Source organism: Methylorubrum populi (assembly GCF_002355515.1).
GTDB classification, from domain to species: domain Bacteria; phylum Pseudomonadota; class Alphaproteobacteria; order Rhizobiales; family Beijerinckiaceae; genus Methylobacterium; species Methylobacterium populi_A.
The window spans coordinates 1524321-1547875 of record NZ_AP014809.1; the positions used below are offsets into that span (position 1 = coordinate 1524321).

A 23555-nucleotide genomic window follows, 5' to 3' on the forward strand; every position below is an offset into this window, starting at 1 on the left:
AACCGGAACCCTCCATGCCCCGCTCTCGCCCCCGCGCCTCTCTTCGCGCGCCCCTTCATGCACGCCTCCGCGCATCCCTTCGCGCCGCCCTGCCGCTCGTCCTGATCGGTCCTGCGCTCGTCTCGACCGCCTCGGCCCATGCCGTGCTGGAACGCAAGGAGGCCGCACCCAACGCCGCCTATCGCGGCGTCATCCAGATCATGCACGGCTGCGACGGCCGCCCGACCACCCGCGTCAGCGTCACCATCCCCGAGGGCGTGACCGGCGCCAAGCCGATGCCGAAGCCCGGCTGGACCATCAGCACGGTCAAGTCGGCCTATGCCCGCGCCTATCCGTCCTTCCACGGACAGGTGTCGGAGGGCGTCACCCGGATCACCTGGACCGGCGGCAACCTGCCCGACGACCAGGTCGATGAGTTCACCTTCTTCGCCCGGGTCTCGGATGCCTTCGCGCCCGGTGCGACCCTCTACTTTCCCGTCGAGCAGGACTGCACCGAGGGCAGCTACCGCTGGAGCGAGGTTCCGGCCGAGGGCGCGTCGGCGCGGGCACTGAAGGCGCCGGCCCCGGCGGTGCGGATCGTCGCCGCCCCAGGTGCCGCGGTCCAGGCGGCGCAGGGTCAGGCGTCACAGGCTCCGGCGGCGCCTGCCGCGCGGGCCGGGGCGATCGCGATCGAGGCGCCCTGGCTGCGGGCGACGCCGGCCGGGGCGAAGGTCGCCGGCGGCTACGTCACGCTGCGCAACACCGGCACCGAGCCCGACCGCCTGACCGGCGCGGCGATCCCCCGGGCCGGCCGGACCGAGATCCACTCGATGACGACGGAGGGCGGCGTGATGAAGATGGCGCCCGTCGAGGGCGGCCTCGCCCTCGCGCCGGGGGCCAGTGTCGCGCTCAAGCCCGGCGGTTACCACCTGATGTTCCTCGACCTGAAGGACGGTCTGAAGGCGGGCGAGACGGTCACAGGCACGCTGACTTTCGAGCGGGCCGGGACGGTGCCGGTGAGCTTCACCGTGGCTCCGATCGGCGCGCAAGGACCCGGCGAGCAAGGATCCGCCGCCGCGTCCGAGACCGGCGGCCACGCGCACCACCACTGACCGGCCATCACTGACCGGCCGCACCGGCCGGCGACGTCATCCGTGCGGGCAGAGGCCCCATCGGAGAACCGCCATCGGGGCGGGATCCGGGGGCCGAGTCCCGCGCACTCCCTCTCCTCCGCGAATGGAGACACGACCATGCGCCTTCACGCTTTCCCGTCCGCCCTCGGCCTCGCCCTCGGCCTCGCCGTGACGAGCCCCGCCGCAACGAATCCGGCCCACGCCCACGACTACGCCGCCGGCCCGCTCAAGATCGGCCATCCCTGGTCGCGCGCCACGCCGGGCGGGGCCAAGGTCGCGGGCGGCTATCTCACGGTCACGAATACCGGCACCGAGCCCGACCGGCTCACCGGCGGCACGATCGCGGCGGCCGGGCGCGGCGAGCTGCACACGATGTCGATGGAGGGCGGCGTGATGAAGATGGCGCCGCTCGCCGACGGCCTGGAGATCCCGCCGGGCCAGACGGTGACGCTCGCCCCCAGCGGCCACCACCTGATGTTCCTCGACCTGAAGGCCCCGCTGAAGAAGGGCGAGCGGGTGAAGGGGACGTTGAGCTTCGAGCGGGCGGGCCGCGTCCCCGTCGAGTTCGCCGTGGAAAGCCTCGCGGCCAAGGCGCCGGATGCGGCGGGCGGCACGCACGACCCTTCCGGACACGATCATGCGGGGCATGACCATGGCCACTGAGCCTCGACCGGACCTGGCCGCCCCCTCCCCCGCCGCGAAGCGGGGGAGCACGCTGATCCTGATCGCCTTCGCGCTCAGCCTCGTCGGCATCGTGGCGGCGACGGTCGCCTTCCTGCCACGGGGGGACAAACCCTCCGCCCTGTCGGTGGTGGGCGGCCCGTTCCGGCTCGAATCCTCGAAGGGCGGCACCGTCGATTCGCGTGCGCTGAAGGGTAAGCCCTTCCTCGTCTTCTTCGGCTTCACCCAGTGCCCGAACGTCTGCCCGACGACGCTGGCCGATCTCGGCACCCTGCTCGACGAATTCGCCGCCGAGGGCGGCGATCTCCAGGCCTACTACATCACCCTCGATCCCGAGCGGGACACGCCGGAGGTGATGCGCGAGTACATGGCCTCATTCACCGACCGGATCACCGGATTGACCGGCACGCCGCAGCAGATCGAGGGGGTGATCCGCGACTACCGCGCGTTCGTGAAGCGGGTGCCGCTGCCCGGTGGCGACTACACCCTGGAGCACACGTTGATGGTCTACATGATGGACCGCAACAGTGGCTTCGCCGGACCGCTCGACCTGAATGCTGGGCACGCGCTCGCGCTGAAACAGCTGCGGAAACTGGTCGCCGACGGCCGCAACACCTGATCGCCGCGAGCCGCGTCACGGAGTCCGGCCGACTCCGCCTCGGCCGCACGGAAAACGGACCTGTCCCGATCGCGCATCCATTGACCTCGGCGCGAGCTTGGCCGTAGCTGGCGGCCATGCGAGGGCGCCTGCCGGGATGGTCCGTGTGCCGCGCGGTCATCGCCGTGGCCGCGCTCTACGCGCTCGCCCTGCAGGTCGTCCTCGGCGCGGCCGCGCTCGCAGGCACCGTCGGCCCCGACGGCGGCCTCGTCCACATCCTCTGCGCCCCCGATGCCGGGGAGACCAACGGCGCCTCGAAGCCGCATCCGGCGCATGGCCACCTGCCCTGCTGCCAGGCCGCGCACGTCCTGCCGAGCCTCGACGTCCCGGAACCGGCGCACGCCGTCATCGTCTGGCCGCCGAAGAGGATCGTCCGGGTCGCGCCGCGGCCTGAGATCGGGCCCCTCCCCCGCGCGCCGCCCGGCACGCGCCCGAGCCCACGCGCGCCCCCCGTCGTCTGATCGATCGCCCCCTCCCGATCCTTCAGACAACGGACGTTTCCTCATGCCTTCCCGTCAACGGGCCGTGCCGCGTGCCGCCCTGTCCTCGACGCTGCTTGCCGCCGGCCTCACCCTCGCCGTCCCTGCCCTTGCCCGGTCCGCTGCCGAGCCCCGCGCCTCGGCGGAGAGCGCGGCCACCCTTTCCGAGATCAGCGTCTCCGGCTCCGGCCAAGCCTCGGGTCCCGGCCAAGCCTCGAGTCCCGCCGAGACGGCCGGCTCGCTCACCGTGCCGAGCATCGCCGCGCAGCGGGCGGCGGTGAACGCCACCGTCGGCTCGGTCGCCTTCGTCGACGCCGCCACCTTCCAGAACCGCTACGCCAACACCGTGCGCGACGTGCTGAAGGACGTGCCCGGCGTGTTCGTGCAGGAGCGCTACGGCCAGGAGATGCGCCTCTCGGTGCGCGGCTCCGGCATCGCCCGCGGCTTCCATGTCCGCGGCATCGAGCTGCTGCAGGACGGCATCCCGCTCAACCTCGCCGACGGCAGCGGCGATTTCTATCAGATCGACCCGCTGAGCCTGCGCTCGGTCGAGGTCTACAAGGGCGGCAACGCGCTGACCTTCGGCGCGACCACGCTCGGCGGCGCGGTGAATTTCGTGACGCCGACCGCCTACACGGCGCTGGCGCCCAACATCCTGCGGATCGACGGCGGCAGCTTCAACACCCTCCGCGAGCACTTTCAGGTCTCGCGGATCTCGGGACCGGCCGATGTCCTGATCTCCGGCACGGCGACCAATTCCGACGGATTTCGCGATCACGAGACGCAGCGCACGCGCAATCTCAACGCCAATTTCGGCTACCGCCTCGCACCGGGCGTCGAGACCCGCTTCTATCTCGGCTTCTACGACACCGACCAGAAGCTGCCCGGCTCGCTCTCGCTGCTGGACGCGCTGAACAATCCCCGCATCGCCAACCCGACGGCGATCACCGGCAACCAATCGCGGAAGGTCACGACGGAGCGGATCGCCAACCGCACCTCGTTCGAGCTGGAGGTCGGGCGCCTCGACATCGATTCCTGGGCCATTCACAAGAACCTCTACCACCCGATCTTCCAGGTGATCGATCAGGACGGCTGGACCTACGGCGTCGCGCCGCGCTGGGCCGGCACGTTCGATCTCGGCGGCTTCCGCAACGACCTGATCCTCGGCCTGCGGGCGTTCGCCGGCATCAACGAGGCGCGGCAATTCGTGAACGTGGCGGGCCTGCGCGGGGGCCAGACGCTCGACGCCCGCCAGAGCGCCTCGAACTACGAGGCCTATGCCGAGAACCGGTTCTGGTTCCTGCCGGACGTGGCGCTGATGACCGGCGCCAAGCTGTTCTCCTCGAATCGCACCTTCAGCAACAGGGGCGGCCTGCCGGCGAGCCCCACGGCGCGCTTCGCCAACATCACCTACGAGGGCATCAACCCGAAGCTCGGCCTGCTGTGGCAGCCGCTGCCGGACATCCAGCTGTTCGCCGACGTCACCCGCTCACGCGACGTGCCGGACTTCTCCGACCTCGTGCAGGCGAATACGCTCGGCACCACCTTCGTGCCGCTCGCGGCCCAGCGCGCCTGGACCTACGAGGCGGGCTCGCGCGGCCGGATCGACCGCTTGGCCTGGGACGTGACGCTCTACCGGGCGGAGCTGCGCGACGCGCTGATCAACTTCACGCCCAACCCCGGCCTGAACATTCCGGCGGCGACCTTCAACGCCCCGCGCACCCGCCATCAAGGCGTCGAGGCGGCGCTGACCCTCGACCTCACCGAGGATCTCACCGGCCACGGCGACCGGCTGTCCCTCACGCAGATCTGGACCCACAACGATTTCCGCTTCGTCGGCGACCCGGTCTTCGGCAACAACCGCATCGCCGGCGTGCCGGTCGACGTCCTGCGCACGGTGCTCGGCTACCGGCATCCGAGCGGCTTCTACTTCGCTCCCGCCCTCGACTGGGTGCCGCAGGGCGCCTTCGCCGACCACGCCAACACGCTGAAGGTGCCGGGCTACGCCCTGCTCGGCCTCCAGACCGGCATCGACTTTTCCAACGGCGTCTCGCTGTTCGTCGATGCCCGCAACCTGACGGACGAGCGCTACATCTCCGACATCGCGGTGGTGACCAACGCCGCGACGGTCGCGGGCGGGCCGGCGGCGTTCTTTCCGGGCAACGGGCGCAGCGTGTTCGGGGGCGTGCGGGCCTCGTTCTGAGGGTGAGAGCCCGGAATTGGTGTCGGTGCTCGGCCGGCGCCGATACCGGTGTGCGAGAACGACCACCATCGGTCCGCAGCGGCGCGAAGTCCCGTATGAACAATCACAACCGCTGCCGGCCGTCGGGAAACCGGTCCGCATGTCGGCCTTGAGGCGACGATCAACCTCGCGCGCATCCTCGGCCTTCCGATCGCGGTGGCCCAGGAGATGTATGACGCATTCCTGGCGACGGCGGGGATCACCGTCGTCTCGATCGACGATGCCGTCGCCCGCCGAGCGGTCGATGCCTTCGATACATACGGCAAGGGTCGGGGCCACCCGGCGCAGCTCAATTTCGCCGACTGCCTCTCCTACGCCTGCGCCGCTTGTCACAGAGTCCCGATTCTCTTCAAAGGTCGGGACTTCATCCACACGGATCTGGACGTCGCATCGTAGGGTACGAAGCGGGATGGTGTCTTCCGAGCCTCGAAGAGACGCCCCTCAATACTGAACCGTCGCACGCAACCCCAGTACGGCGGCGTTGCGCACCCGGCGGCCTTCGGGGTCGCGCGGATTTGCAATGCCGCCGCCCGGATGCAGGATCAGCTGCACGTCCGGCTGAACGGTGAAACCCGGCACCACCACCGCCTGATAGGTCGCCTCGATCACCGTCTCGGCCCGCCGACGCGGCATCGCCGTGCCGGTCAGAACGATGGTGTCGATGTCGGAGCGGCGCGCGTCGTCGGAGAGGCGGGCATAGGCGAGGCTGAGGCCGGCCGTGTCGTCGTCGCGGCCCTCGAACAGGCCTTTGTAGGCGAGCCCGGTGTCGAGATAGGCCGAGACGAGGCTGGAGCGGGTCGGCGACCACGCCGCGCGCACGAAGAAGCCGAGCCCCTCGTCGTCCTTGCCGGATTTGCGGTAGAGCGTCTGGTCGTAGATCGCGTAGATCCCGGCATTGCCGCGGAGCTTCCGGCCGATGCCGGTCGAGTTGGGGTCGGCGAGCGGCAGGCCGGTCTGGTCGATGCGCAAGCTCTCGAAGCGCCCGAAATGTTGCCAGCCGCCCAGCGTGATGTCGCCGGGCAGGCTTTTCGCATCCTTCTCCGTGTTGAAGGCGTAGGTCGCCTCGGCCACGAGGAGGGCGGGATCGCGGGTGCGGAAGTTGGTGCCGGTGCGGTCGAGGCGCTGCGCCTCCGGGTCGTCGCCGGGGCGGTTGGCGCCGGCCGGGTCGCCGTCGTAGAGCCCGGCCTGGAGCGAGAAGCCGTTGCCCGGCACGTATTTGGCCCGGATCGCGGGTGCGGCGAGCGGATAGGCTGGACCGCCGCTCGGCAGGTCGAGCCCGGTGATCGCCGGCCAGCCGAAAGTCGAGTTCACGAACAGGGTCGCGGTCTGGCTGACGAAGAACTCGGTATCGGCTGCCTGCTGGCCGACCCTGATGCCGAGCCGGCCGTCGAAGAGCTGCTGGTCGAGCCACAGCACGTAGAGGCGGGATGAGGGCAGCGCCTCGATCACGCTGGTCGCCAACAGGTTGCCGACATAGTAGCGCGACAGGCCGGTGCCGTGGATGAAGTAGGCGTTGGCGTGCACCGTGGCGCCGTCCCACCCGGCGAGCCGCTGCAGGTCGAGGTTGAGCCGCAGATTCAGCCGGTCCTCGACGATCGCCCCCTGGCGGATGCCGCCGACGGGATTGCCCAAAGTCTCGGCGATGTAGGTGAGGCTGTACTCGATGCCCCGCTGCTTCAGCAGGGGCCGCAGGCCGAACGGGTCGCCGAGCGGTCCGAGCGAGGGCTCGATCGAGCGCACGTAGCCGCCCGAGGCTTGGCTCGTCGATTCCGGCTGGGAGACCGAGATTCGCGGATCACCGCCTGCGCCCTCGTAGACCGGCCGTCCGGTGGGCTGTGCGCGGGCCGGCGGACAGGCGAGAGCCATCAGGACGAGCGCGCCGGACAGGGCGCCTGAATGGGGGCGGGCGAACAAGGGAAACCTCTACGGCGAACCGCGAAGCTTGAGCTTACGGTCTCCGCGCCGCCCCTGCCAGTGCGGCGGAGGCGGCGATCGCGACGCGACTCCGCCGATCTCGCCGGCGGCCCTCACGCCGCGCTGTGGTCCAGCGCCCGCAGGTTGGCCACCAGCTCCGAGAAACCGTCGCCCTGGATCAGCACGTGGCGGCGGAGCTGGTCGGCCGCCGCGGCGCCGTCCCCGGCGAGGATCGCGGTGACGACCGCCTCGTGCTCGGCGAGCGACTGCGCCACCCGGTGGCGGGTGCGCAGCTGCAGCCGTCGGTAGGGGGAGAGGCGGCGGTGCAGCGCCAGCGCCTGCCCGCACAGGAAGTCGTTGCGGCAGGCGCGGTAGATCACGGTGTGGAAGACGTAGTTCTCGCCGTAATAGGATTCCGGATCACCCGCCGAGGCCGCCCGGATGCAGGCCGCGAGCGCCCCCTTGAGCTCCGCCTCGAGCTCCGGCGTGAGACGGCGCGCAGCGAGCCGGCCGCAGGCGGCTTCCAGTTCCGCCATCGTCTCGAACATCTCCAGAAGATGTCCCGGCTCGGGGGCGCTCACCACCATGCCGCGGCGCGGCTTGGTCTCCACGAGGCCGGTCGCGGCCAGCTGCAGCAGCGCCTCGCGGATCGGCGTGCGCGAGACGCCGAAGCGCTCGGCGAGTTGGGTCTCGTCGAGCCGCGCCCCGAGGGCGAGACGCCCCTCGACGATCTCGTCCTCGATCGTCTGCCTGAGGCGCTGGGTCTGATTCATCGGTCGAGTCATCGGCGAATTCCTGCCGATCCATATTCAAGGGCGTTGACAAAATATGCAAGATGACGCGATCTTGCATTAAATGCTGCGCTGAAACGTATATTGTGCGCCGCACAAAAGTCCGAAGCAACGGACGAGATCAGAATCCGCGAAAGCGGCATTCGAAGAGGACACGCCATGACGCTGAACCGCCGCCACCTCCTCGCGGCCGGACTTGCCGCGCCTGCTCTGCTCAAGCTCGGGACCGGCTCGGCTCGGGCCGCCACCACCCTGAAGCTCTCGCATCAGTTCCCCGGCGGCTCGATCGACGAGGGCGATTTCCGCGATCGGATGTGCCGCAAGTTCGCCGCGGCGCTCAAGGAGCGCTCGAAGGGCGCGCTGGAGGTGCAGGTCTATCCCGGCTCCTCGCTGATGAAGACCAACGCCCAGTTCAGTGCGATCCGGAAGGGCGCACTCGACATGACGCTCTACCCCTCCCCCTATGCCGGGGGCGAGGTGCCGGAGATGAATATCGGCCTGATGCCGGCGCTGGTCCCCTCCTACGCGCAGGCCGTCGCCTGGAAGACCGCCCCCGTGGGCCGCAAGATCACCGAGATCCTGGAGGCCAAGGGCGTCGTTCTCGTCTCCTGGGTCTGGCAGGCCGGCGGCGTAGCGAGCCGCGAGCGCCCGCTGCTCACGCCCGAGGATGCCAAGGGCATGAAGGTCCGCGGCGGCTCGCGCGAGATGGACCTGATGATGAAGCAGGCGGGCGCGGCCACGCTCTCCCTGCCCTCGAACGAATCCTACGCCGCGATGCAGACCGGCGCCTGCGACGCGGTGCTGACCTCCTCCACCAGCCTGATCTCGTTCCGCCTGGAGGAGATCTCGAAGGCCCTGACCTCGGGCCGCGAGCGCTCCTACTGGTTCATGCTGGAGCCGATCATGATGTCGAAGATCGTGTTCTCCGGCCTGCCCAAGGACCAGCAGGACCTGATCATGGCGGTCGGCGCCGAACTCGAGAGCTTCGGCCAGGAGGGCGCCAAGGCCGACGACAGCCGCGTCGAGGAGGTGTTCGGCAAGGCCGGTGCCAAGGTCGTGCAGCTCGACGAGGCGAATCTGGGCAAGTGGCGCGACATCGCCCGCGACACCGCCTGGAAGGACTTCGCCAACAAGAACGCGAGCTGCGCCGAGTTGCTCAAGCTGGCGGAGAAGGTCGCATGAGCCACGCCTTCGACGCGGCCTCGGCCGCTTCCGAGACCCACAAGGTCGAGGAGGCCCGGATTCCGGGTCTCCTCGGCGTCATCGACCGGACGACGCGCCGGCTCAACCACCTCATCCTGGTGCTGGGCGGCATCGCGCTCGTCGCCGCCTGCCTCGTGCTCAGCTACTCCGTGCTGATCCGCTACGTCCTGCATGAGCCGACCGAGTGGCAGGACGAGACCGCCGTGTTCCTGATCGTCGGCGCGACCTTCCTGTCGGCGGCCGGCGTCCAGGCCAAGCGCGGCCACGTCGCCATCGAGGCGCTCACCGGCCTGCTCTCACCGGCCGTCAACCGGATGCGCCTCGTCCTCGTCGACATCGTCAGCCTCGCCTTCGTGGCGTTCTTCGCCTGGAAGAGCTGGAGCCTGTTCCACGAGGCCTGGGAGGACGGCCAGATCTCGCAATCGACCTGGGGGCCGCCGCTCTGGATCCCCTACCTGCTGATGGCCGCGGGCATGAGCCTGCTCAGCCTGCAATTCGTGCTGCAGATCGCCGAAGCGGTCCTCTACGGCCCCCGCAGCGCCGGCTGGGCCAAGCCGAAGATCGGCATCGGGGCGGACGTCAACCGCGACATGCGCGACCGCCCGGATCTGACCCCCGAGGGGCCGGATCCCCTGGAGAGCACGATCACACCGAAAGCGGCCCCGATCCGGCCGGTCACGACGACGGGAGGCAAGGCATGAGCACCGCCGCGATCGGCTTCCTCTATGCCGGGGCGACGCTCGGCGCGATGCTCTCGGGGATTCCCATCGCCTTCGCGCTGGGTTTCGTGGCGCTCGCCTTCATGTACGCGTTCATGCCCGCCGCCTCGCTCGATACGGTGGCGCAGAACGTCTACGAGGAGATGGCCTCGATCACCCTGCTCTCGATCCCGCTCTTCATCCTGAAGGGCGCGGCGATCGGCCGGAGCCGGGCCGGCCAGGATCTCTACTCGGCGATGCACGCCTGGATGCACCGCATCCCGGGAGGCCTCGGCATCGCCAACGTGTTCGCCTGCGCGCTGTTCGCGGCGATGGCCGGCTCCTCGCCCGCCACCTGCTCGGCGATCGGCTCGGCCGGCATCCCGGAGATGCGCAAGCGCGGCTACTCGCCGGGCTTCGCCGCCGGAATCATCGCCGCGGGCGGCACGCTCGGCATCCTGCTGCCGCCCTCGATCACCATGATCCTCTACGCGGTCGCCGCCGAGCAGTCGCTGGGACGGCTCTTCCTCGCCGGGATCGGGCCGGGCTTCCTGCTGGTCGCCCTGTTCGCCGGCTGGTCGATGTTCCGCTTCCGCTCGGAATTCGCGGCGGCGAAGCTCGCCTACGAGCGGACGGGTGCGCAGCATCCGATCCTCAAGGAAGACAGCTACAGCATGCGCGAGCGCTTCTCGACGCTGCCGCGGGTGCTGCCCTTCGTGGTGCTGCTCACCGGCGTCATGGTCGCGCTCTACGGCGGCTATGCCACGCCCTCCGAGACCGCCGGCCTCGGCGGCCTGCTGGCGCTCGCCCTGATCGCGGTGATCTACGGCGTGTGGCGCTTCCGCGATGTCGACCCGATCCTCACGGCGACGCTGCGGGAATCGACCATGCTGATGCTGATCATCGGCATGTCGCTCCTCTACGCCTACGTGATGAGCTACCTTCACATCAGCCAGGCCGCGGCCCAGGCCATCGTCGCGATGCAGCTCTCCCCCTGGGTCCTGCTCGCCACCATCCTGGCCCTGGTGATCGCCCTCGGCTTCTTCCTGCCGCCGGTCTCGATCATCCTGATGACGGCGCCGATCATCCTGCCGCCGCTCAAGGCCGCCGGATTCGACCTCGTCTGGTTCGGCGTGGTGATGACGATCACCATGGAGATGGGGCTGATCCACCCGCCGGTGGGCCTCAACATCTTCGTCATCAAGAACATCGCCCCCGACATCCCGCTCAAGGACATCATCTGGGGCACCCTGCCCTTCGTGATCCTGATGGGTGTGGCGATCGTCCTGCTCTGCCTCGTGCCGGGCATCGCCATGTGGCTGCCCGACATCCTCCTGCCGACGACACGGTAGGGACGCGAGCCGCGCGGACACGACGCCGTCGAGGAGAAACCCTCCGTGCCCCGAGCACGGAGGGTTAATCGTTTCTTGGCGGCGGCGGTAAAACTCGCCTTAACCCTCCGGCGTCCAAAATCACTGCCGCAGACCAGATCCGGCCGGTCTTTCGGGACGGCGAATCTGGGCTTCGCTCGAGCGCCGCGCGGACTGGCCGTTACGGCGTCCGCTCGGATCAGGCGGATGCTGCATCTCAGCCGCTTCCGGCACCGGACGGGAGACGATCCGTGACGAAGCCAGTCGCCGAGACGAAACCCGCCACGGGCACGGGCACCGCGCCGCCGCTGAGCCCGAGCGTGCGCCGCCACCTCGGCAAGAGCCTGCGCAGTCACTTCGCCGACAGTCTGACTGAACCGGTCGGCGAGCGTCTCGAAGCCCTCATCGGCCGCCTGGACACGCCGAAGGGCCGCGCGACGCGCCCCTGACCGCCCGACGAGACCGCCCAAGCCGAAAACCCCGGCCGCGACGGGGCGACCGGGGCCTACGAATTCTGCGGTGCGGGTTTGCGGGGCGCCGCGGCGCGCTCAGTCGAGAGCGACGGCGACCAGGGAGAACAGACCGGCGAGCAGCAGGTTGCAGGCGATGAGGACGACGACCGTCATGGATTGGCTTCGCGGCTGAGAGGAAATCGGGCAGGCGTCGAGGGCGGTGAGAACCGCCGGGAGGAGAGCGTCTAGCGAGAGAAGCTTGACGGAGTGCTCATCCCGCCCGATTGCGGCGCCGGCGCGGCCCGGTTCGTCGAAACCGATGCAGGAAGATCACAGGGACCGTCCTGCACCGCCGCGCTTGAACCGGTGCTGAACCGCAGCGCTCTCCATGGGGTTTGTCCACAGCGCGGTCCGATGCTGCAAAGCAGCCACAGCCGCCGCATCGGCGAAAACCGATTCACTGTTTTTCATCCGCCCCCGCAATATTGCCAAGATTTGGTTAACGGACTAGGCTCGCGACGTCCCGTTTCGAGACAGGATCCGGCCATGATCTCCCTGAACGAGACCCTTCTCACCGCCGCCGGCCTGTTCGGTCTCGGCGCGTCCACCGCACCGGTCGGGAGCCAGGCGGAGTCGGGAGCCTTCACGGACTTCTCCCCGGACGACGCCTCGTCCCTCTCCGGGGAAAGAAACCCGTCGCCGGAGGATGCCGCGGCGGATGATCCCTTCTTTACTGCGGTCGCCGATGCCCTGCGGGAGGCGGGCTACCTGGATTCCTGAAAATCGGTTGATTAAGCCTGCCTGACCCGCCCGTCGCGGGCGTTCAGGAAGGCCGCATGTCCGCATCCCCCGCCGTCTCGTCCGACGTGCTCGCCGCCATCGGCGGCACGCCCCTGATCCGGCTGCGCCGCGCCTCGCAGGAGACCGGCTGCACCATCCTCGGCAAGGCGGAATTCCTGAATCCCGGCCTGTCGGTGAAGGACCGGGCCGCGCTCTCGATCGTGCGGGACGCCGAGGCGCGGGGCCTGATCCGGCCCGGCGGCACCATCGTCGAGGGCACGGCGGGCAATACCGGGATCGGGCTGGCGCTGGTGGCGTCCGTCCGCGGCTACCGCACCGTCATCGTCATTCCCGAGACGCAGTCGGCGGAGAAGAAGGAGACGCTGCGGCTGGCCGGCGCCCGGCTCGTCGAGGTGCCCGCCGTCCCCTTCGCCAACCCGAACAACTACGTCCACGCCGCCCGCCGCCTCGCCGAGCGGCTGGCGGGGACGGAAGCGGCCGGCGCCTTTTTCGCCGACCAGTTCGACAACACCGCCAACCGCCGCGCCCATATCGAGGCGACCGGTCCCGAGATCTTCGCGCAGACCGGCGGCGCGGTGGACGGCTTCGTCTGCGCCGCGGGCACCGGCGGCACGGTGGCCGGCGTGGCCGAGGCGCTGCGGGCGGCCAAACCGGGGGTGAAGATCGCTCTCTCCGATCCCGAGGGCTCGGCGCTCCACGCCTATTACAGCACCGGCACGCTCAAGGCCGAAGGCTCCTCGATCACGGAAGGGATCGGCCAGGGGCGGGTGACGCGAAACCTCGAAGGGTTCACCCCCGATCTCTCGTTCCGGATCCCGGACACGGAAGCGCTCGGCATCATCTTCGGCCTGATGCGCGAGGAGGGGCTCTCGCTCGGCGGGTCGTCGGGCATCAACGTCGCGGGCGCGATCCGGCTCGCCCGGGAACTCGGGCCCGGCCACACCATCGTGACGATCCTCTGCGACGGGGCCGCGCGCTACGCCTCGAAGCTGTTCAACCCCGCCTTCCTGGGCGAGCGCGGCCTGCCGGTTCCGGACTGGCTCGCCCCGTCCGGCGACGCGCTGCCCGACTGGAGGGCCTGAGCCGCCGACGGCACGATCCGCACTGAGCCGGCAACGAAATCGCCGGCGGAAGCGTTGCTGTCGGTGCTCAAGCGACGGTGTTTGAGCGATCGGGAGACGTGCCGTCGATGCTCACCACCATTCTGCTCATCCTGCTGATCCTGCTGCTGTTCGGCGGCGGCAACTTCTACGGCGGCGGGCGCTTCCGCGGCCCCGGCTTCGGGCTGGGCGGCATCCTGCTCATCATCCTGATCGTCCTGTTGGCGACGGGCCGGATCTGAGCCCCTCGCCGCCGCTCACCGGGCGCAGGTGATCGCCACGACCGCGCCGAGAACGGGCGCCGCCGCCCCGCCCAGCGTGGTCGCGGCGTCCTTCGCGGGCGGCGCGCCCGTCGCGGCCGGCACGCCGCTCTCGCCGAGGAAGGCCGCGACGACCTTTCCCGGCACGATGCTGTAGCGCGTCGGCGGCATCACCCCGGCGATCAGGCGGGGTGCGGCGGGAAACCGGGCCACCAGCCCGACGAGCCGGCCCGACCGGTCGAGCACCGGCGCGCCGGCCGCGCCGGGCTGGAGCGGGGCGTAGACGCCGTCGACCGCGGCGGCGGCGGGCGCGACGCTGGGGCGCCCCTTGGCCTGGGCCCCGAGCACGAGCAGGGCCTCGCCCTCGCTCACGGCCTCAGTGCGCAGCGGGGGCGGCGCGCCAGCGAGCCCCTCGGCGGAGAGCAGCGCGAGGCTGCCCGCCGCATCGCGCCGCTCGATCCGTGCCGCCGCACCGGCGACACGGGGCACGGCGCAGGCTTCGAGGGTGGAGGCCGCCGTCAGCACCCGCCCGCCGCCGAGAAGCAGGCCCGTCCCGGCCGGACGCACCTCGGCCTGCGCGCCGGGCGACGGCGGCGCGGCGGGCGCGTGCGGGGTCGGGCTGGCGGCCGTCGTCGGAGCGGCCGGTGCGGAGGCAGCCGGCGTCGCCTCGGGGAAAGGGGTGAAATTGTTGGCGACCGCGATGACGAGACGGTCGACCGTCTCCGCCAGGGCCCGGTCGTAGCCGAGGGTGAAACCGCGGATGCCCTGCGGGCCTTCGGCATAGCGGATGTAGGAGCGCCCGCCCGCGGTCTCGGCGGTGACGACGATGAAGTCCGGCTTCTTGAGCTTGTAGGTGACCTTGCGGCCCGGCATCGCGGCGGTGGCCCGCTCGAACAGGGCGTCGAGGCTGGTCTCGCCCTGCGGGAACGACTTGGTGTCGAGGGTCACCCGCCCGTCGGCGCTCTGCCAGCGGGTGCCGCCGGGGATCGCGCTCTTCTTCGGCAGGAGCGCCTCCGGCACGCCGACCACCGCGCCGCTCGCCGGATCGGGCTGGACCCTGAACCGCGCCGCCCGCCGCGCCTCCTCCGCCTCGCGCTTGAGCGCGACGCGTTCCGGCGGCGTGAGCAGGCCGGTCGGGGTGGCGCCGGTGCGGGTCTGGTAGGTCTGGATGCCCTCGAAGCTGCGCTTGCCGAAGGCGCCGGTCGTCACGCCGTTATAGTCGCCGGTCCAGACCAGCGCGTCCTGCAGCCCCCGTCGCTCCGCCTCGGGCAGGGCCTCGAAGGCCGTCCGCGCCGCCTCGAAGGCGGGATCGGGCGCGGGCGGGATCGGGGCAGCAGGTCTTGGCCGGACCGCCGGGGCCGGTGGCGCGGGCGTCTGCGCGATTGCTCCCGACGCGAGGCCGGCGGCGAGCAGGGCCGGCAAGCCGGTGCGAAAAGCGTTCATCCGTACCGTCATCGCCGCCGTTCGGTTCGATGTGCAGGTGGATCTGCCGGTGAATCTCGCGGTGATGATGCCAGCGGGAAGGGGGTGCCTTCAAGTCGCGACCGGTCGCGGCCGCCCGGCGCCATCGCAATCGCCGGCAGGGTGGTCGCTTCGGCGCGCCGCCGCTCCCGTCGCCGCGGCCCTGGTTTGCCGCCTTCGGAGCATCTCCTCGGGCGTCGTCCCGGCCGGAACGCCGGCAAGCGTTGCGGCCGGCGCGGCAAGTGATAGCTTGCCGGCCGCTGACGCCCCTGCTTCGGGCGCACCGGTCGGAGGAAACGAGCGCATGTCCCAAGGCAGAAGTCTCGGGTTCCTCGGCGCAGCCTTGGTCGGCGCGTCGCTGCTCGCTGTCCCGGCCCCGGCTCAGACGCCGCGCCCCGTCGCGCCGCCGAAATCGGCGACCGCCCCGGTCACGAAAACCTTCACGCGCGAGGCGCTGGCGAGTGCGGGCGTCCGGCTCGAGACCGCGCTCAGGAGCGAGGCGCCCCCCGGCGCCAAGACGGCGGCGCAGTGGCGCCGCGAGGCGGAGGTGGCCGCGCGGAGCGAGGGGGCCGAGCCGGATGCCGAGCTGAACGCCTACGCCGCCGCCGTCGCGGCCGACCCGAACGACGTCCGCAACTGGCTCGACTACGCCGGCGCGGCCATTGCGGCCGGCAACGACGAGGAGCGCTCCGACTATTCCGCCCGGTTCAAGCTGAAGGGCCGCGCGAGCGCCGCCGCCTATCAGGGCTACCTGCGTGCCAGGAATCCGGCGGACGAGGCGCGGGCGCTGGCCCGGCTCGGCGAGATCCAGGCCGCCCAGTCCGATTGGCGGCCGGCGCTGGAGGCCTACCGGGCGAGCCTTGGGATCAAGGAGGACCCGCAGACCCGCGCGGCCTACGAGCGGCTGCGCGAGGAGCACGGCTTCCGCATCCTCGACTACAAGGTCGATTCGGACGCCGCCGCGCCGCGGGTCTGCTTCACCTTCTCCGAAAGCCTCGTCCCGAAGACCGATTATGCCCCCTACATCGCCGTCTCCGGTGCGGCTAACGCCGCCGTCACGGCGGAGGGCTCCCAGGTCTGTGTCGACGGGCTCAAGCATTCCGAGCGCTACGCCTTCGTCGTGCGCCAGGGCCTGCCCTCCGCGGTGGGCGAAAACCTGCTGAAATCGGCCGATTACGAGGTCTACGTTCGCGACCGCTCGCCCCAGGTGCGCTTCACTGGGCGCAACTACGTCCTGCCGCGCACGGGACAGGCGGGCGTGCCGCTGGTCTCGGTCAATGCGGCCAAGCTCGACGTCGAGGTGCTGCGCATCGGCGACCGCGGCCTGCTGCCGGCGCTGCGCTCGGAGGAATTCTTGAGCCAGCTCAGCGGCTCGACGGCCAGGACCATCGCCGACCAGAAGGGCCAGCGCGTCTGGAAGGGCACCCTCGACACCGCCAAGGCCGAGACCAACCGCGAGGCGGTGACCGCCTTCCCCGTGCTCCAGGCGGTCGGTAAGCTGGAGCCCGGCCTCTACCTGATGCTGGCCAAGCCCACCGGCACCACGGATTCGTCGGAGGACGAGTACGGTGGCTACGAGGCGCAGGCGACGCAGTGGTTCGTCGTCTCGGATCTCGGGCTCACCGCCTTCAAGGGCCGCGACGGCGTCCACGTCTTCGCCCGCTCGCTCGCCAGCGCCAAGACCGTCTCCGGCGCCGAGATCCGGCTGGTCGCCCGCAACAACGACGTGCTGGCCAGTACCAAGACCGACGGCCAGGGCCACGCCGCCTTCCCCGCCGGCCTCGCCCGCGGCGAGGGCGGGCTGGCGCCGGGCCTCGTGGTGGCGCAACTCGGCGACGATTACGGCTTCCTCGATCTGGCGCTCGGCGCCTTCGATCTCTCCGACCGCGGGGTGAAGGGCCGCCCGGCACCGGGCGGGGCCGAGGCCTATGTCTTCCCCGAGCGCGGCGTTTACCGCTCCGGCGAGACGGTGCAGCTCACCGCGCTCCTGCGCGACCCGCAGGGGGCGGCGGTCGCCGGCCTGCCGCTGACCCTGGTGGTGAAGCGGCCCGACGGCGTCGAGTACCGCCGTGCTGCCGTTGCCGACGAGGGGCTCGGCGGGCGCTCGCTCGCCCTGCCGCTGATGGCGGGCGCGATGCACGGCACGTGGCGCGTCTCCGCCTATACCGATCCGAAGGCGCCGCCGGTCGGCGAGGCGAGCTGGCTCGTGGAGGATTACGTCCCCGAGCGGCTGGAGGTGAGCCTCACCCCGAAGACGCCGACGCTCACCCGCGGCGAACCGGCGGTCATCGATGTCGCCGCGCGCTACCTCTACGGCGCGCCGGGCTCGGGGCTCGACGTCTCGGGCTCGGTGGCGGTGCAGGCGGCGGCCAATCCCGGCATCAAGGGGCTGGAGGGCTTCTCCATCGGCCTCGACGACGAGGCGGTGGAGGCGACGACCGCCGAGATCGACGGAAAGGCCACCACCGACGCGCAGGGAAAAGCCAGCATCACCGTGCCGGTGCAGGAGGTCGCCGCCCCCCGCGCGCTCGAAGCAAAAATCACCCTCGCCGTCGGCGAGCCGGGCGGCCGGGCGCTGAGCCGCAGCGTGACGCTGCCCATCCTGCCGACCCAGCCCGTGCTGGCGATCCGCAAAAACTTCGGCGGCGATCTCGCTGAGAACGCGACGGCGACCTTCGACGTCGTGATGGCCGCGCCCGACGGGCGGCGCCTGCCGCAGGACGGCGTGGCCTGGACGCTCTCGAAGGTCGAGCGGACCTACCAATGGTACCGCGCCGACGGGCGCTGGAGCTTCGAGCCGGTCAAGTCGAGCCGCCGCGTCGCAGACGGGCGCGTGGCGACCACCGCCGACGCGCCCGCGCGCATCGCCGTGCCCGTCGGCTTCGGCCAGTACCGCCTGGAGGCCAGCGTGCCGGGTCAGCCGCAGGCGGCGGCGAGCGTGTCCTTCACCGTCGGTTGGGGCGGCTCCGAGACCGCTGACGTGCCCGACCTCCTCGACCTCACCCTCGACAAGCCGGCCTACGCCGCGGGCGAGCGGCTGCGCGCCCGGCTCGCCCCGAAATTCGCCGGCACGGCGACGCTGGCCATCGTCAGCGACCGCGTCCACGAGATCCGCGACGTGACGGTGGCGGAGGGCGGCACCAGCGTCGACATCCCGGTCAAGGCGGAATGGGGCGCGGGCGCCTACCTCGTCGCCACGGCCTACCGGCCGCTCGACCAATCGGCCAAGCGGATGCCGGGCCGGGCGCTCGGGGTGGCGTGGTTCTCGGTCGACAAGGAGAAGCGCGGCCTCGCGGTGTCGATCGAGGCACCGGAGAAGGTGCGCCCCCGCGGCACCCTCACCGTGCCCGTAAAACTCGCCGGCCTCAGCCCCGGTGAGGAGGCGCGGGTGACGCTGGCGGCGGTCGATGTCGGTATCCTCAACCTGACCCGCTACGAGGCGCCGAATCCGTTCCAGTACTTCTTCGGCCAGAAGGCCCTCGGCCCGGAGGTTCGCGACCTCTACGGCTACCTGATCGACGGCATGCAGGGCACGCTCGGCGCGATCCGCTCCGGCGGCGACGGCGGCGCGGCGGAACTCGCCGACGCGCCGCCGACCCAGGCGCCGCTCGCGCTCTATTCGGGCGTGGTCACGGTCGGCGCCGACGGCACGGCGAGGATCCCGCTGGAACTGCCCGCCTTCAACGGCACCGCCCGGCTGATGGCGACCGCCTGGACCAAGACCAAAGTCGGCCAGGCCCAGGCCGACGTGATCGTGCGCGACCCCGTGGTGCTCACCGGCACCCTGCCGCGCTTCCTCAATGTCGGCGATCGCTCGCGCTTCTTCGTCGCCCTCGACAACGTGGAAGGGGGAGCGGGCGACTACACCGTCGATCTCGACCTTACCGGCCCCGTCGTGGTGGCGGGCGAGGCGGTGCGCTCGACGATGCGGCTGGAGGCCGGGGCCAAGGGTCAGCTGGTGATCCCGATCACCGCCGCCGGTCCCGGCACGGCCCGGCTCGACCTGCGCCTCACCGGCCCCGGCATCCAGGGCAGCGCCGGCCAGTCCTTCGCGCTCGGGATCAATCCCGGCACCGGCGCGCTGGTCCGCCGGAACGTGCGCCCGCTGGAGCCCGGCGCCGGTCTCGACCTGACGCCCGACCTTCTCGCCGACATCCTACCCGGTACCGGGGCGGTCTCCGTCTCGGCCAACCGCTTGGGTGGCATCGACGTCGCCGCCCTGCTGCAATCGCTGGACCGCTACCCCTACGGCTGCTCCGAGCAGATCGTCAGCCGGGCGATGCCGCTCCTCTACGTCAACGCGCTGGCGGCCGGTGAGAAGCTCGGCCTCGACGGTGGGCTCGACGAACGGGTGCGCGGAGCGATCGAGCGGGTGCTGGCGCGCCAGGATTCGAGCGGCGCCTTCGGTGCGTGGTCCACGGAGAATGCCGGCGACACGTGGCTGACCGCCTACGTCACCGACTTCCTCACCCGCGCCCGCGAGCGCGGATTCGCCGTGCCGCAGACCGCCTTCAACAGCGCCCTCGACCGCCTGCGCAACACGGTGGCCAACACCACCAACGTCGAGAACGGCGGCATGGACCTCGCCTACGCGGCCTACGTGCTCGCCCGGAACGGCCGCCCGGTGATGGGCGACCTGCGCTACCTCGCCGACACCAAGCTCGCCGACTTCGCCACCCCCTTGGGCCGCGGGCAGCTCGCCGCGGCCCTCGCTTTGCTGGGGGATCGCGGCCGGGCGCAAAAAGGCTTCGAGGCGGCTCTGCAGGCGCTCCAGGCCGAGCGTGACCGGGGCGCCTACCGCGCCGATTACGGCTCGCGCCTGCGCGACGGCGCCGCCCTGCTGGCGCTCTCGACCGAAGCTGGGTTCTCGCAAGCGACGCTCCAGCCGGTCGCCGCCGTGCTCGGCCAGGAGCGGGCGGAGGGCCGCTCCACCAGCACCCAGGAGAATGCCTGGATGGTGCTGGCAGCCCAAAGCCTCGCCAAGGAATCCGACAGCCTCGCGCTGACTGTCGACGGTAAGACCGAGACCGGTCCGCTGTCGCGGCTCTACCGGGCACCCGCCCTGGAGGCGCGGCCGGTGCGGATCGTCAATGCCGGCCGCGAGTCGGTGCCGGTCACCATCGGCGTCCAGGGCAATCCGATCGCCCCGGAGCCGGCGGCCTCCCAGGGCTTCACGGTCGAGCGTGCCTTCTACCGGCTCGACAGCAGCCCGGTCGACCTCGCCAAGCCGCTGCGCCAGAACGACCGCTTCGTCGTGGTGCTGAAGGTGACCGAGGCCAAGGCCAGCGCCGGGCGCCTGCTGCTGGTCGATCGCCTGCCCGCGGGGCTGGAGATCGACAACCCGAAGCTGCTCGACGCCGACGCGCTCTCGGGCCTCAGCTTCGCGAAGTCCGAGGTGGCCCCGGTCCATACCGAGTTCCGCGACGACCGGTTCGTGGCCGCCTACGACCGCACGCCGGAGCAATCGGCCTTCTTCTCGGCGGCCTACACCGTGCGCGTGGTCTCGCCGGGCCACTACGTCCATCCGGGCGCTAGCGTTGAGGATATGTATCGCCCCGAGCGGTTCGGACGCACCGCGTTCGGATCGGTCGAGGTGATCTCGGCGAAGTGAGATGAGGCGCGACGCCGCTTCCCCTCCCCCCGACGGATCTCGGGCTTGCCCGAGATCCGCAAGCGTCTGCTCAAATCGGGCAAGCCCGATTTGGGTGGGGGAGGGTGGCGCGCGAAGCGGATCGGGTGAGGGGAGCGCCCTCTCCGGACACGTCGCCCCCTCTCCCGCCTGCTCCGCAGGCACCCTCCCCCGCAGAGGGGGGAGGGTTTTTCTGGCCCTCTTCCTCACCCTCGCATGTCTGCTGGTGGGCGCCCTCTGGCGCTACGCCGCCACCCTTCCGCCCCTCGATCTGACCCAGGCCTCGCTCCGTTCCACCGTCATCCTCGACCGGAAGGGCCAGTTGCTGCGCCCCTTCGCCACCGCCGACGGGCGCTGGCGCCTGCCCGTCACCGCGGGCGAAGTCGATCCGCGATACCTCGCCATGCTCAAGGCCTATGAGGACCGCCGCTTCGACAGCCATCCCGGCCTCGATCCGGCGGCGACGCTCCGCGCCGCGTGGCAATGGCTCACCCATGGGCGGATCGTGTCGGGCGGCTCGACCCTGTCGATGCAGGTGGCCCGCCTCGTCGAGCCGCGGGCCGAGCGCTCGTTGCCCGCCAAGCTCCGGCAGATGGTCCGCGCGGTCGCGCTGGAGCGTACGCTCGGCAAGGCGGGCGTGCTCGACCTCTACCTCGCGCTCGCCCCCTATGGCGGCCCGGTCGAGGGGGTGCGGGCGGCGAGCCTCGCCTATTTCGGCCGTGAGCCGGCCCGCCTGTCCTTCGCCGAGAGCGCCCTCCTCGTCGCCCTGCCGCAGGCGCCGGAGGCACGCCGGCCCGACCGCTTTGCCGCCAACGCCCGGCGCGCCCGCGACCGGGTGCTCGACATCGCCGCCACGCGCGGCGTGCTCACCGCCGACGAGGCCCGCGCCGCCAAGGCCGAGCCGGTGCCGGTTGCGCGAAAACAATTCCCGATGCTCGCGGCCCATGCCGCCGAGCAAGCCCACGCCGCCGACCCGGAAGCACGGGTGCAGCACCTGACGCTCGATGCACGCCTTCAGGCGAGCCTGGAAGCGCTGGCGGCCGAGCGCGCGGCCGCCGCCGGCCCGGCGCTCTCCGCCGCGATCCTCGCCCTCGACAACCGCACCGGCGCGGTGCTCGCCCATGTCGGTAGCGCCGGCTATCTCGACGCCGCCCGCGCCGGCGCCGTCGATGCGACGGCGGCCGTGCGCTCGCCGGGCTCCGCGCTCAAGCCCTTCATCTACGCGCTCGCCTTCGAGAACGGTCTCGCCCACCCGGAAACGCTGCTCGACGACCGCCCGGCGCGCTTCGCCGCGAGCTACGCCCCGGAAAACTTCGACATGGGCTATCGCGGCACGGTCACGGCGCGGGTGGCGCTCCAGCAATCGCTGAACCTGCCCGCCGTCGATCTTCTGGATGCGGTCGGCGCCGCCCGCTTCGTCGCCCGGCTGCGGGGCGCGGGCGCGACGATCCTGCTGCCGCGCGACACCGCGCCGGGCCTGCCGGTGGCGCTGGGCGGCCTCGGCATCACGCTGAGCGACCTCGCCCGGCTCTACGCGGGGCTCGCCCGTGGGGGCAGCGTGCCGGCGCTGACCCGGCGCCTCGACGGACCCGCCGCCGCGCCCGGACCGGAGCGGCGGATCGCCGAGCCGGTCGCCGCCTGGTACGTCGCCGACATCCTGCGCGGCGCCCCGCCGCCGGAGAACGCCCTGCCCGGCCGGATCAGCTTCAAGACCGGCACCTCCTACGGCTACCGCGACGCCTGGGCGGTGGGGTTCGATGCCCGCGTGACGATCGCCGTCTGGATCGGCCGCCCCGACGGCGCCTCGGTGCCCGGCCTCGTCGGGCGCAGCCACGCGGCCCCGATCCTGTTCGACGCCTTCGCCCGGTTCGGCGGCGAGCCGGAGGCCCTGCCCCGCCCCCGCGACGCCCTCGTTGTCGCCACCGCCGCCCTGCCTCCGCCCCTGCGCCACATCCGCCGCGACGCCCCCAAGACCTTCGCGGCGACGCTCGGCGTGCCGCTCAAGATCGCCTATCCACCGGACGGCGCCCGGGTCGATCTCGGCCTCAGTGACGGCGCGCAGGCCCGCCTCGCCCTCAAGGCGCTCGGTGGCCAGCCGCCGCTGACCTGGATGGTCGACGGCCTGCCGGTGGCGGAGGCGATGCGCCGGCAATCGGAGTGGAGCCCGGAGGGCGCGGGCTTCGCGCGCATCTCGGTGATGGATGCGGCGGGCGCCAGCGACAGCGTGGTGGTGCGGCTGGAATAGCGCCCTCGCCCGCCGCCCGTGCGATGGCACACGTGACTCCTGCGCCCCGGACTTTAGCTCAGCCCGCGCGAGGCAACGTCCTCCCCCATCAGGGTCCAAGTCCGGGACGGCCCGGCTCATGAACCGCATGAGGCTGCCGTGGCCTGGATCGTTCTCGTCGTCGCCGGTCTGCTGGAGGTCGTCTGGGCCTTCGCGATGAAGCAGTCGGAGGGGTTCTCCCGCCTCTGGCCGAGCGTCGTCACCCTCGTCACCATGGGCCTGAGCTTCGCCTGCCTCGCTTGGTCGATGCGCAGCCTGCCGCTCGGCACCGCCTACACGATCTGGACCGGCATCGGCGCGGTGGGCGCCTTCATCGTCGGCATCGCCTTCCTGGGCGAGGCGATGAGCGCCACCCGCATCCTGGCGGCGGGGCTGATCGTCAGCGGCCTCGTGCTGATGAAGCTGTCGAGCACCGCCTGA

Annotated in this window: 19 protein-coding genes; 16 read left to right on the top strand and 3 right to left on the bottom strand. The window is 71.3% G+C overall.

From position 1 onward, the window contains the following. The first annotated feature begins 14 nt into the window (after positions 1 to 14). The 6 genes from MPPM_RS06980 to MPPM_RS07005 all read left to right on the top strand — a co-directional run bounded on the left by MPPM_RS06980 (position 15) and on the right by MPPM_RS07005 (position 5568). Positions 15 to 1091 carry a copper chaperone PCu(A)C domain-containing protein gene (locus MPPM_RS06980; RefSeq protein ID WP_244573496.1) on the top strand — a complete coding sequence of 359 codons (1077 nt, stop codon included), beginning with the start codon at positions 15 to 17 and terminating at the stop codon, positions 1089 to 1091. A 138-nt stretch (positions 1092 to 1229) separates the two neighbouring features. Continuing rightward, positions 1230 to 1775: a copper chaperone PCu(A)C gene (locus tag MPPM_RS06985; RefSeq protein ID WP_096484422.1), complete on the top strand. Its 546-nt coding sequence runs from the start codon at positions 1230 to 1232 to the stop codon at positions 1773 to 1775. Next, on the top strand, positions 1765 to 2412 hold the full coding sequence (locus MPPM_RS06990) for an SCO family protein (protein ID WP_096487761.1): 648 nt from the start codon (positions 1765 to 1767) through the stop codon (positions 2410 to 2412). Before MPPM_RS06985 ends, MPPM_RS06990 begins: the two co-directional genes overlap by 11 nt. 143 nt (positions 2413 to 2555) lie before the next feature. Beyond that, complete coding sequence (locus tag MPPM_RS06995; RefSeq protein WP_096484423.1) at positions 2556 to 2912, top strand: hypothetical protein; 357 nt, start codon at positions 2556 to 2558, stop codon at positions 2910 to 2912. A gap of 43 nt (positions 2913 to 2955) precedes the next feature. Further along, a complete protein-coding gene (locus MPPM_RS07000; protein ID WP_096484424.1) occupies positions 2956 to 5133 on the top strand; it encodes a TonB-dependent receptor family protein in 2178 nt (725 codons plus the stop codon). A gap of 102 nt (positions 5134 to 5235) precedes the next feature. Next, a complete protein-coding gene (locus MPPM_RS07005) occupies positions 5236 to 5568 on the top strand; it encodes a type II toxin-antitoxin system VapC family toxin (RefSeq protein ID WP_280176357.1) in 333 nt (110 codons plus the stop codon). A gap of 45 nt (positions 5569 to 5613) precedes the next feature. On the opposite strand, the gene MPPM_RS07010 is transcribed toward MPPM_RS07005, so the two are convergent. Both MPPM_RS07010 and MPPM_RS07015 read right to left on the bottom strand, forming a co-directional pair. Further along, the gene (locus MPPM_RS07010) at positions 5614 to 7038 is read right to left on the bottom strand and encodes a carbohydrate porin (RefSeq protein WP_244573563.1); all 1425 of its coding nucleotides are present in this window, start codon (positions 7036 to 7038) and stop codon (positions 5614 to 5616) included. A gap of 161 nt (positions 7039 to 7199) precedes the next feature. Then, positions 7200 to 7859: a GntR family transcriptional regulator gene (locus MPPM_RS07015; protein ID WP_173807887.1), complete on the bottom strand. Its 660-nt coding sequence runs from the start codon at positions 7857 to 7859 to the stop codon at positions 7200 to 7202. Between the two features lie 177 nt (positions 7860 to 8036). Between MPPM_RS07015 and dctP the strand changes: the two genes are divergently transcribed. From dctP to MPPM_RS07050, 7 genes are all read left to right on the top strand, one after another. Beyond that, positions 8037 to 9059, top strand: a complete 1023-nt coding sequence (dctP, locus tag MPPM_RS07020) for a TRAP transporter substrate-binding protein DctP (RefSeq protein WP_096484427.1) — start codon at positions 8037 to 8039, stop codon at positions 9057 to 9059. Then, positions 9056 to 9781 carry a TRAP transporter small permease gene (locus tag MPPM_RS07025; RefSeq protein ID WP_096484428.1) on the top strand — a complete coding sequence of 242 codons (726 nt, stop codon included), beginning with the start codon at positions 9056 to 9058 and terminating at the stop codon, positions 9779 to 9781. Before dctP ends, MPPM_RS07025 begins: the two co-directional genes overlap by 4 nt. Next, on the top strand, positions 9778 to 11130 hold the full coding sequence (locus tag MPPM_RS07030) for a TRAP transporter large permease (protein WP_096484429.1): 1353 nt from the start codon (positions 9778 to 9780) through the stop codon (positions 11128 to 11130). The genes MPPM_RS07025 and MPPM_RS07030 overlap by 4 nt, the downstream gene beginning before the upstream one ends. Positions 11131 to 11399: 269 nt before the next feature. Next, entirely contained in the window at positions 11400 to 11597 is a 198-nt protein-coding gene (locus MPPM_RS07035; RefSeq protein ID WP_096484430.1) for a hypothetical protein, read from the top strand. Positions 11598 to 11867: 270 nt separating this feature from the next. Further along, positions 11868 to 12380, top strand: coding sequence for a hypothetical protein (locus tag MPPM_RS28820; protein ID WP_244573499.1), 513 nt, complete (start codon positions 11868 to 11870; stop codon positions 12378 to 12380). A gap of 56 nt (positions 12381 to 12436) precedes the next feature. Further along, positions 12437 to 13483: a cysteine synthase A gene (locus MPPM_RS07045; RefSeq protein WP_096484432.1), complete on the top strand. Its 1047-nt coding sequence runs from the start codon at positions 12437 to 12439 to the stop codon at positions 13481 to 13483. 107 nt (positions 13484 to 13590) lie between these two features. Then, on the top strand, positions 13591 to 13743 hold the full coding sequence (locus MPPM_RS07050; RefSeq protein ID WP_012453303.1) for a DUF3309 family protein: 153 nt from the start codon (positions 13591 to 13593) through the stop codon (positions 13741 to 13743). Positions 13744 to 13758: 15 nt separating this feature from the next. Here MPPM_RS07050 and MPPM_RS07055 read toward each other — a convergent pair whose 3' ends face one another. Further along, complete coding sequence (locus MPPM_RS07055) at positions 13759 to 15204, bottom strand: trypsin-like peptidase domain-containing protein (protein ID WP_096484433.1); 1446 nt, start codon at positions 15202 to 15204, stop codon at positions 13759 to 13761. 322 nt (positions 15205 to 15526) lie between these two features. On the opposite strand from MPPM_RS07055, the gene MPPM_RS07060 reads away from it, so the two are divergent. From MPPM_RS07060 to sugE, 3 genes are all read left to right on the top strand, one after another. Then, the gene (locus MPPM_RS07060) at positions 15527 to 20833 is read left to right on the top strand and encodes an alpha-2-macroglobulin family protein (RefSeq protein WP_096484434.1); all 5307 of its coding nucleotides are present in this window, start codon (positions 15527 to 15529) and stop codon (positions 20831 to 20833) included. 1 nt (position 20834) lies between these two features. After that, complete coding sequence (gene pbpC / locus MPPM_RS07065) at positions 20835 to 23096, top strand: penicillin-binding protein 1C (protein WP_432419841.1); 2262 nt, start codon at positions 20835 to 20837, stop codon at positions 23094 to 23096. 138 nt (positions 23097 to 23234) lie between these two features. Beyond that, the gene (gene sugE, locus MPPM_RS07070; RefSeq protein WP_096484435.1) at positions 23235 to 23555 is read left to right on the top strand and encodes a quaternary ammonium compound efflux SMR transporter SugE; all 321 of its coding nucleotides are present in this window, start codon (positions 23235 to 23237) and stop codon (positions 23553 to 23555) included.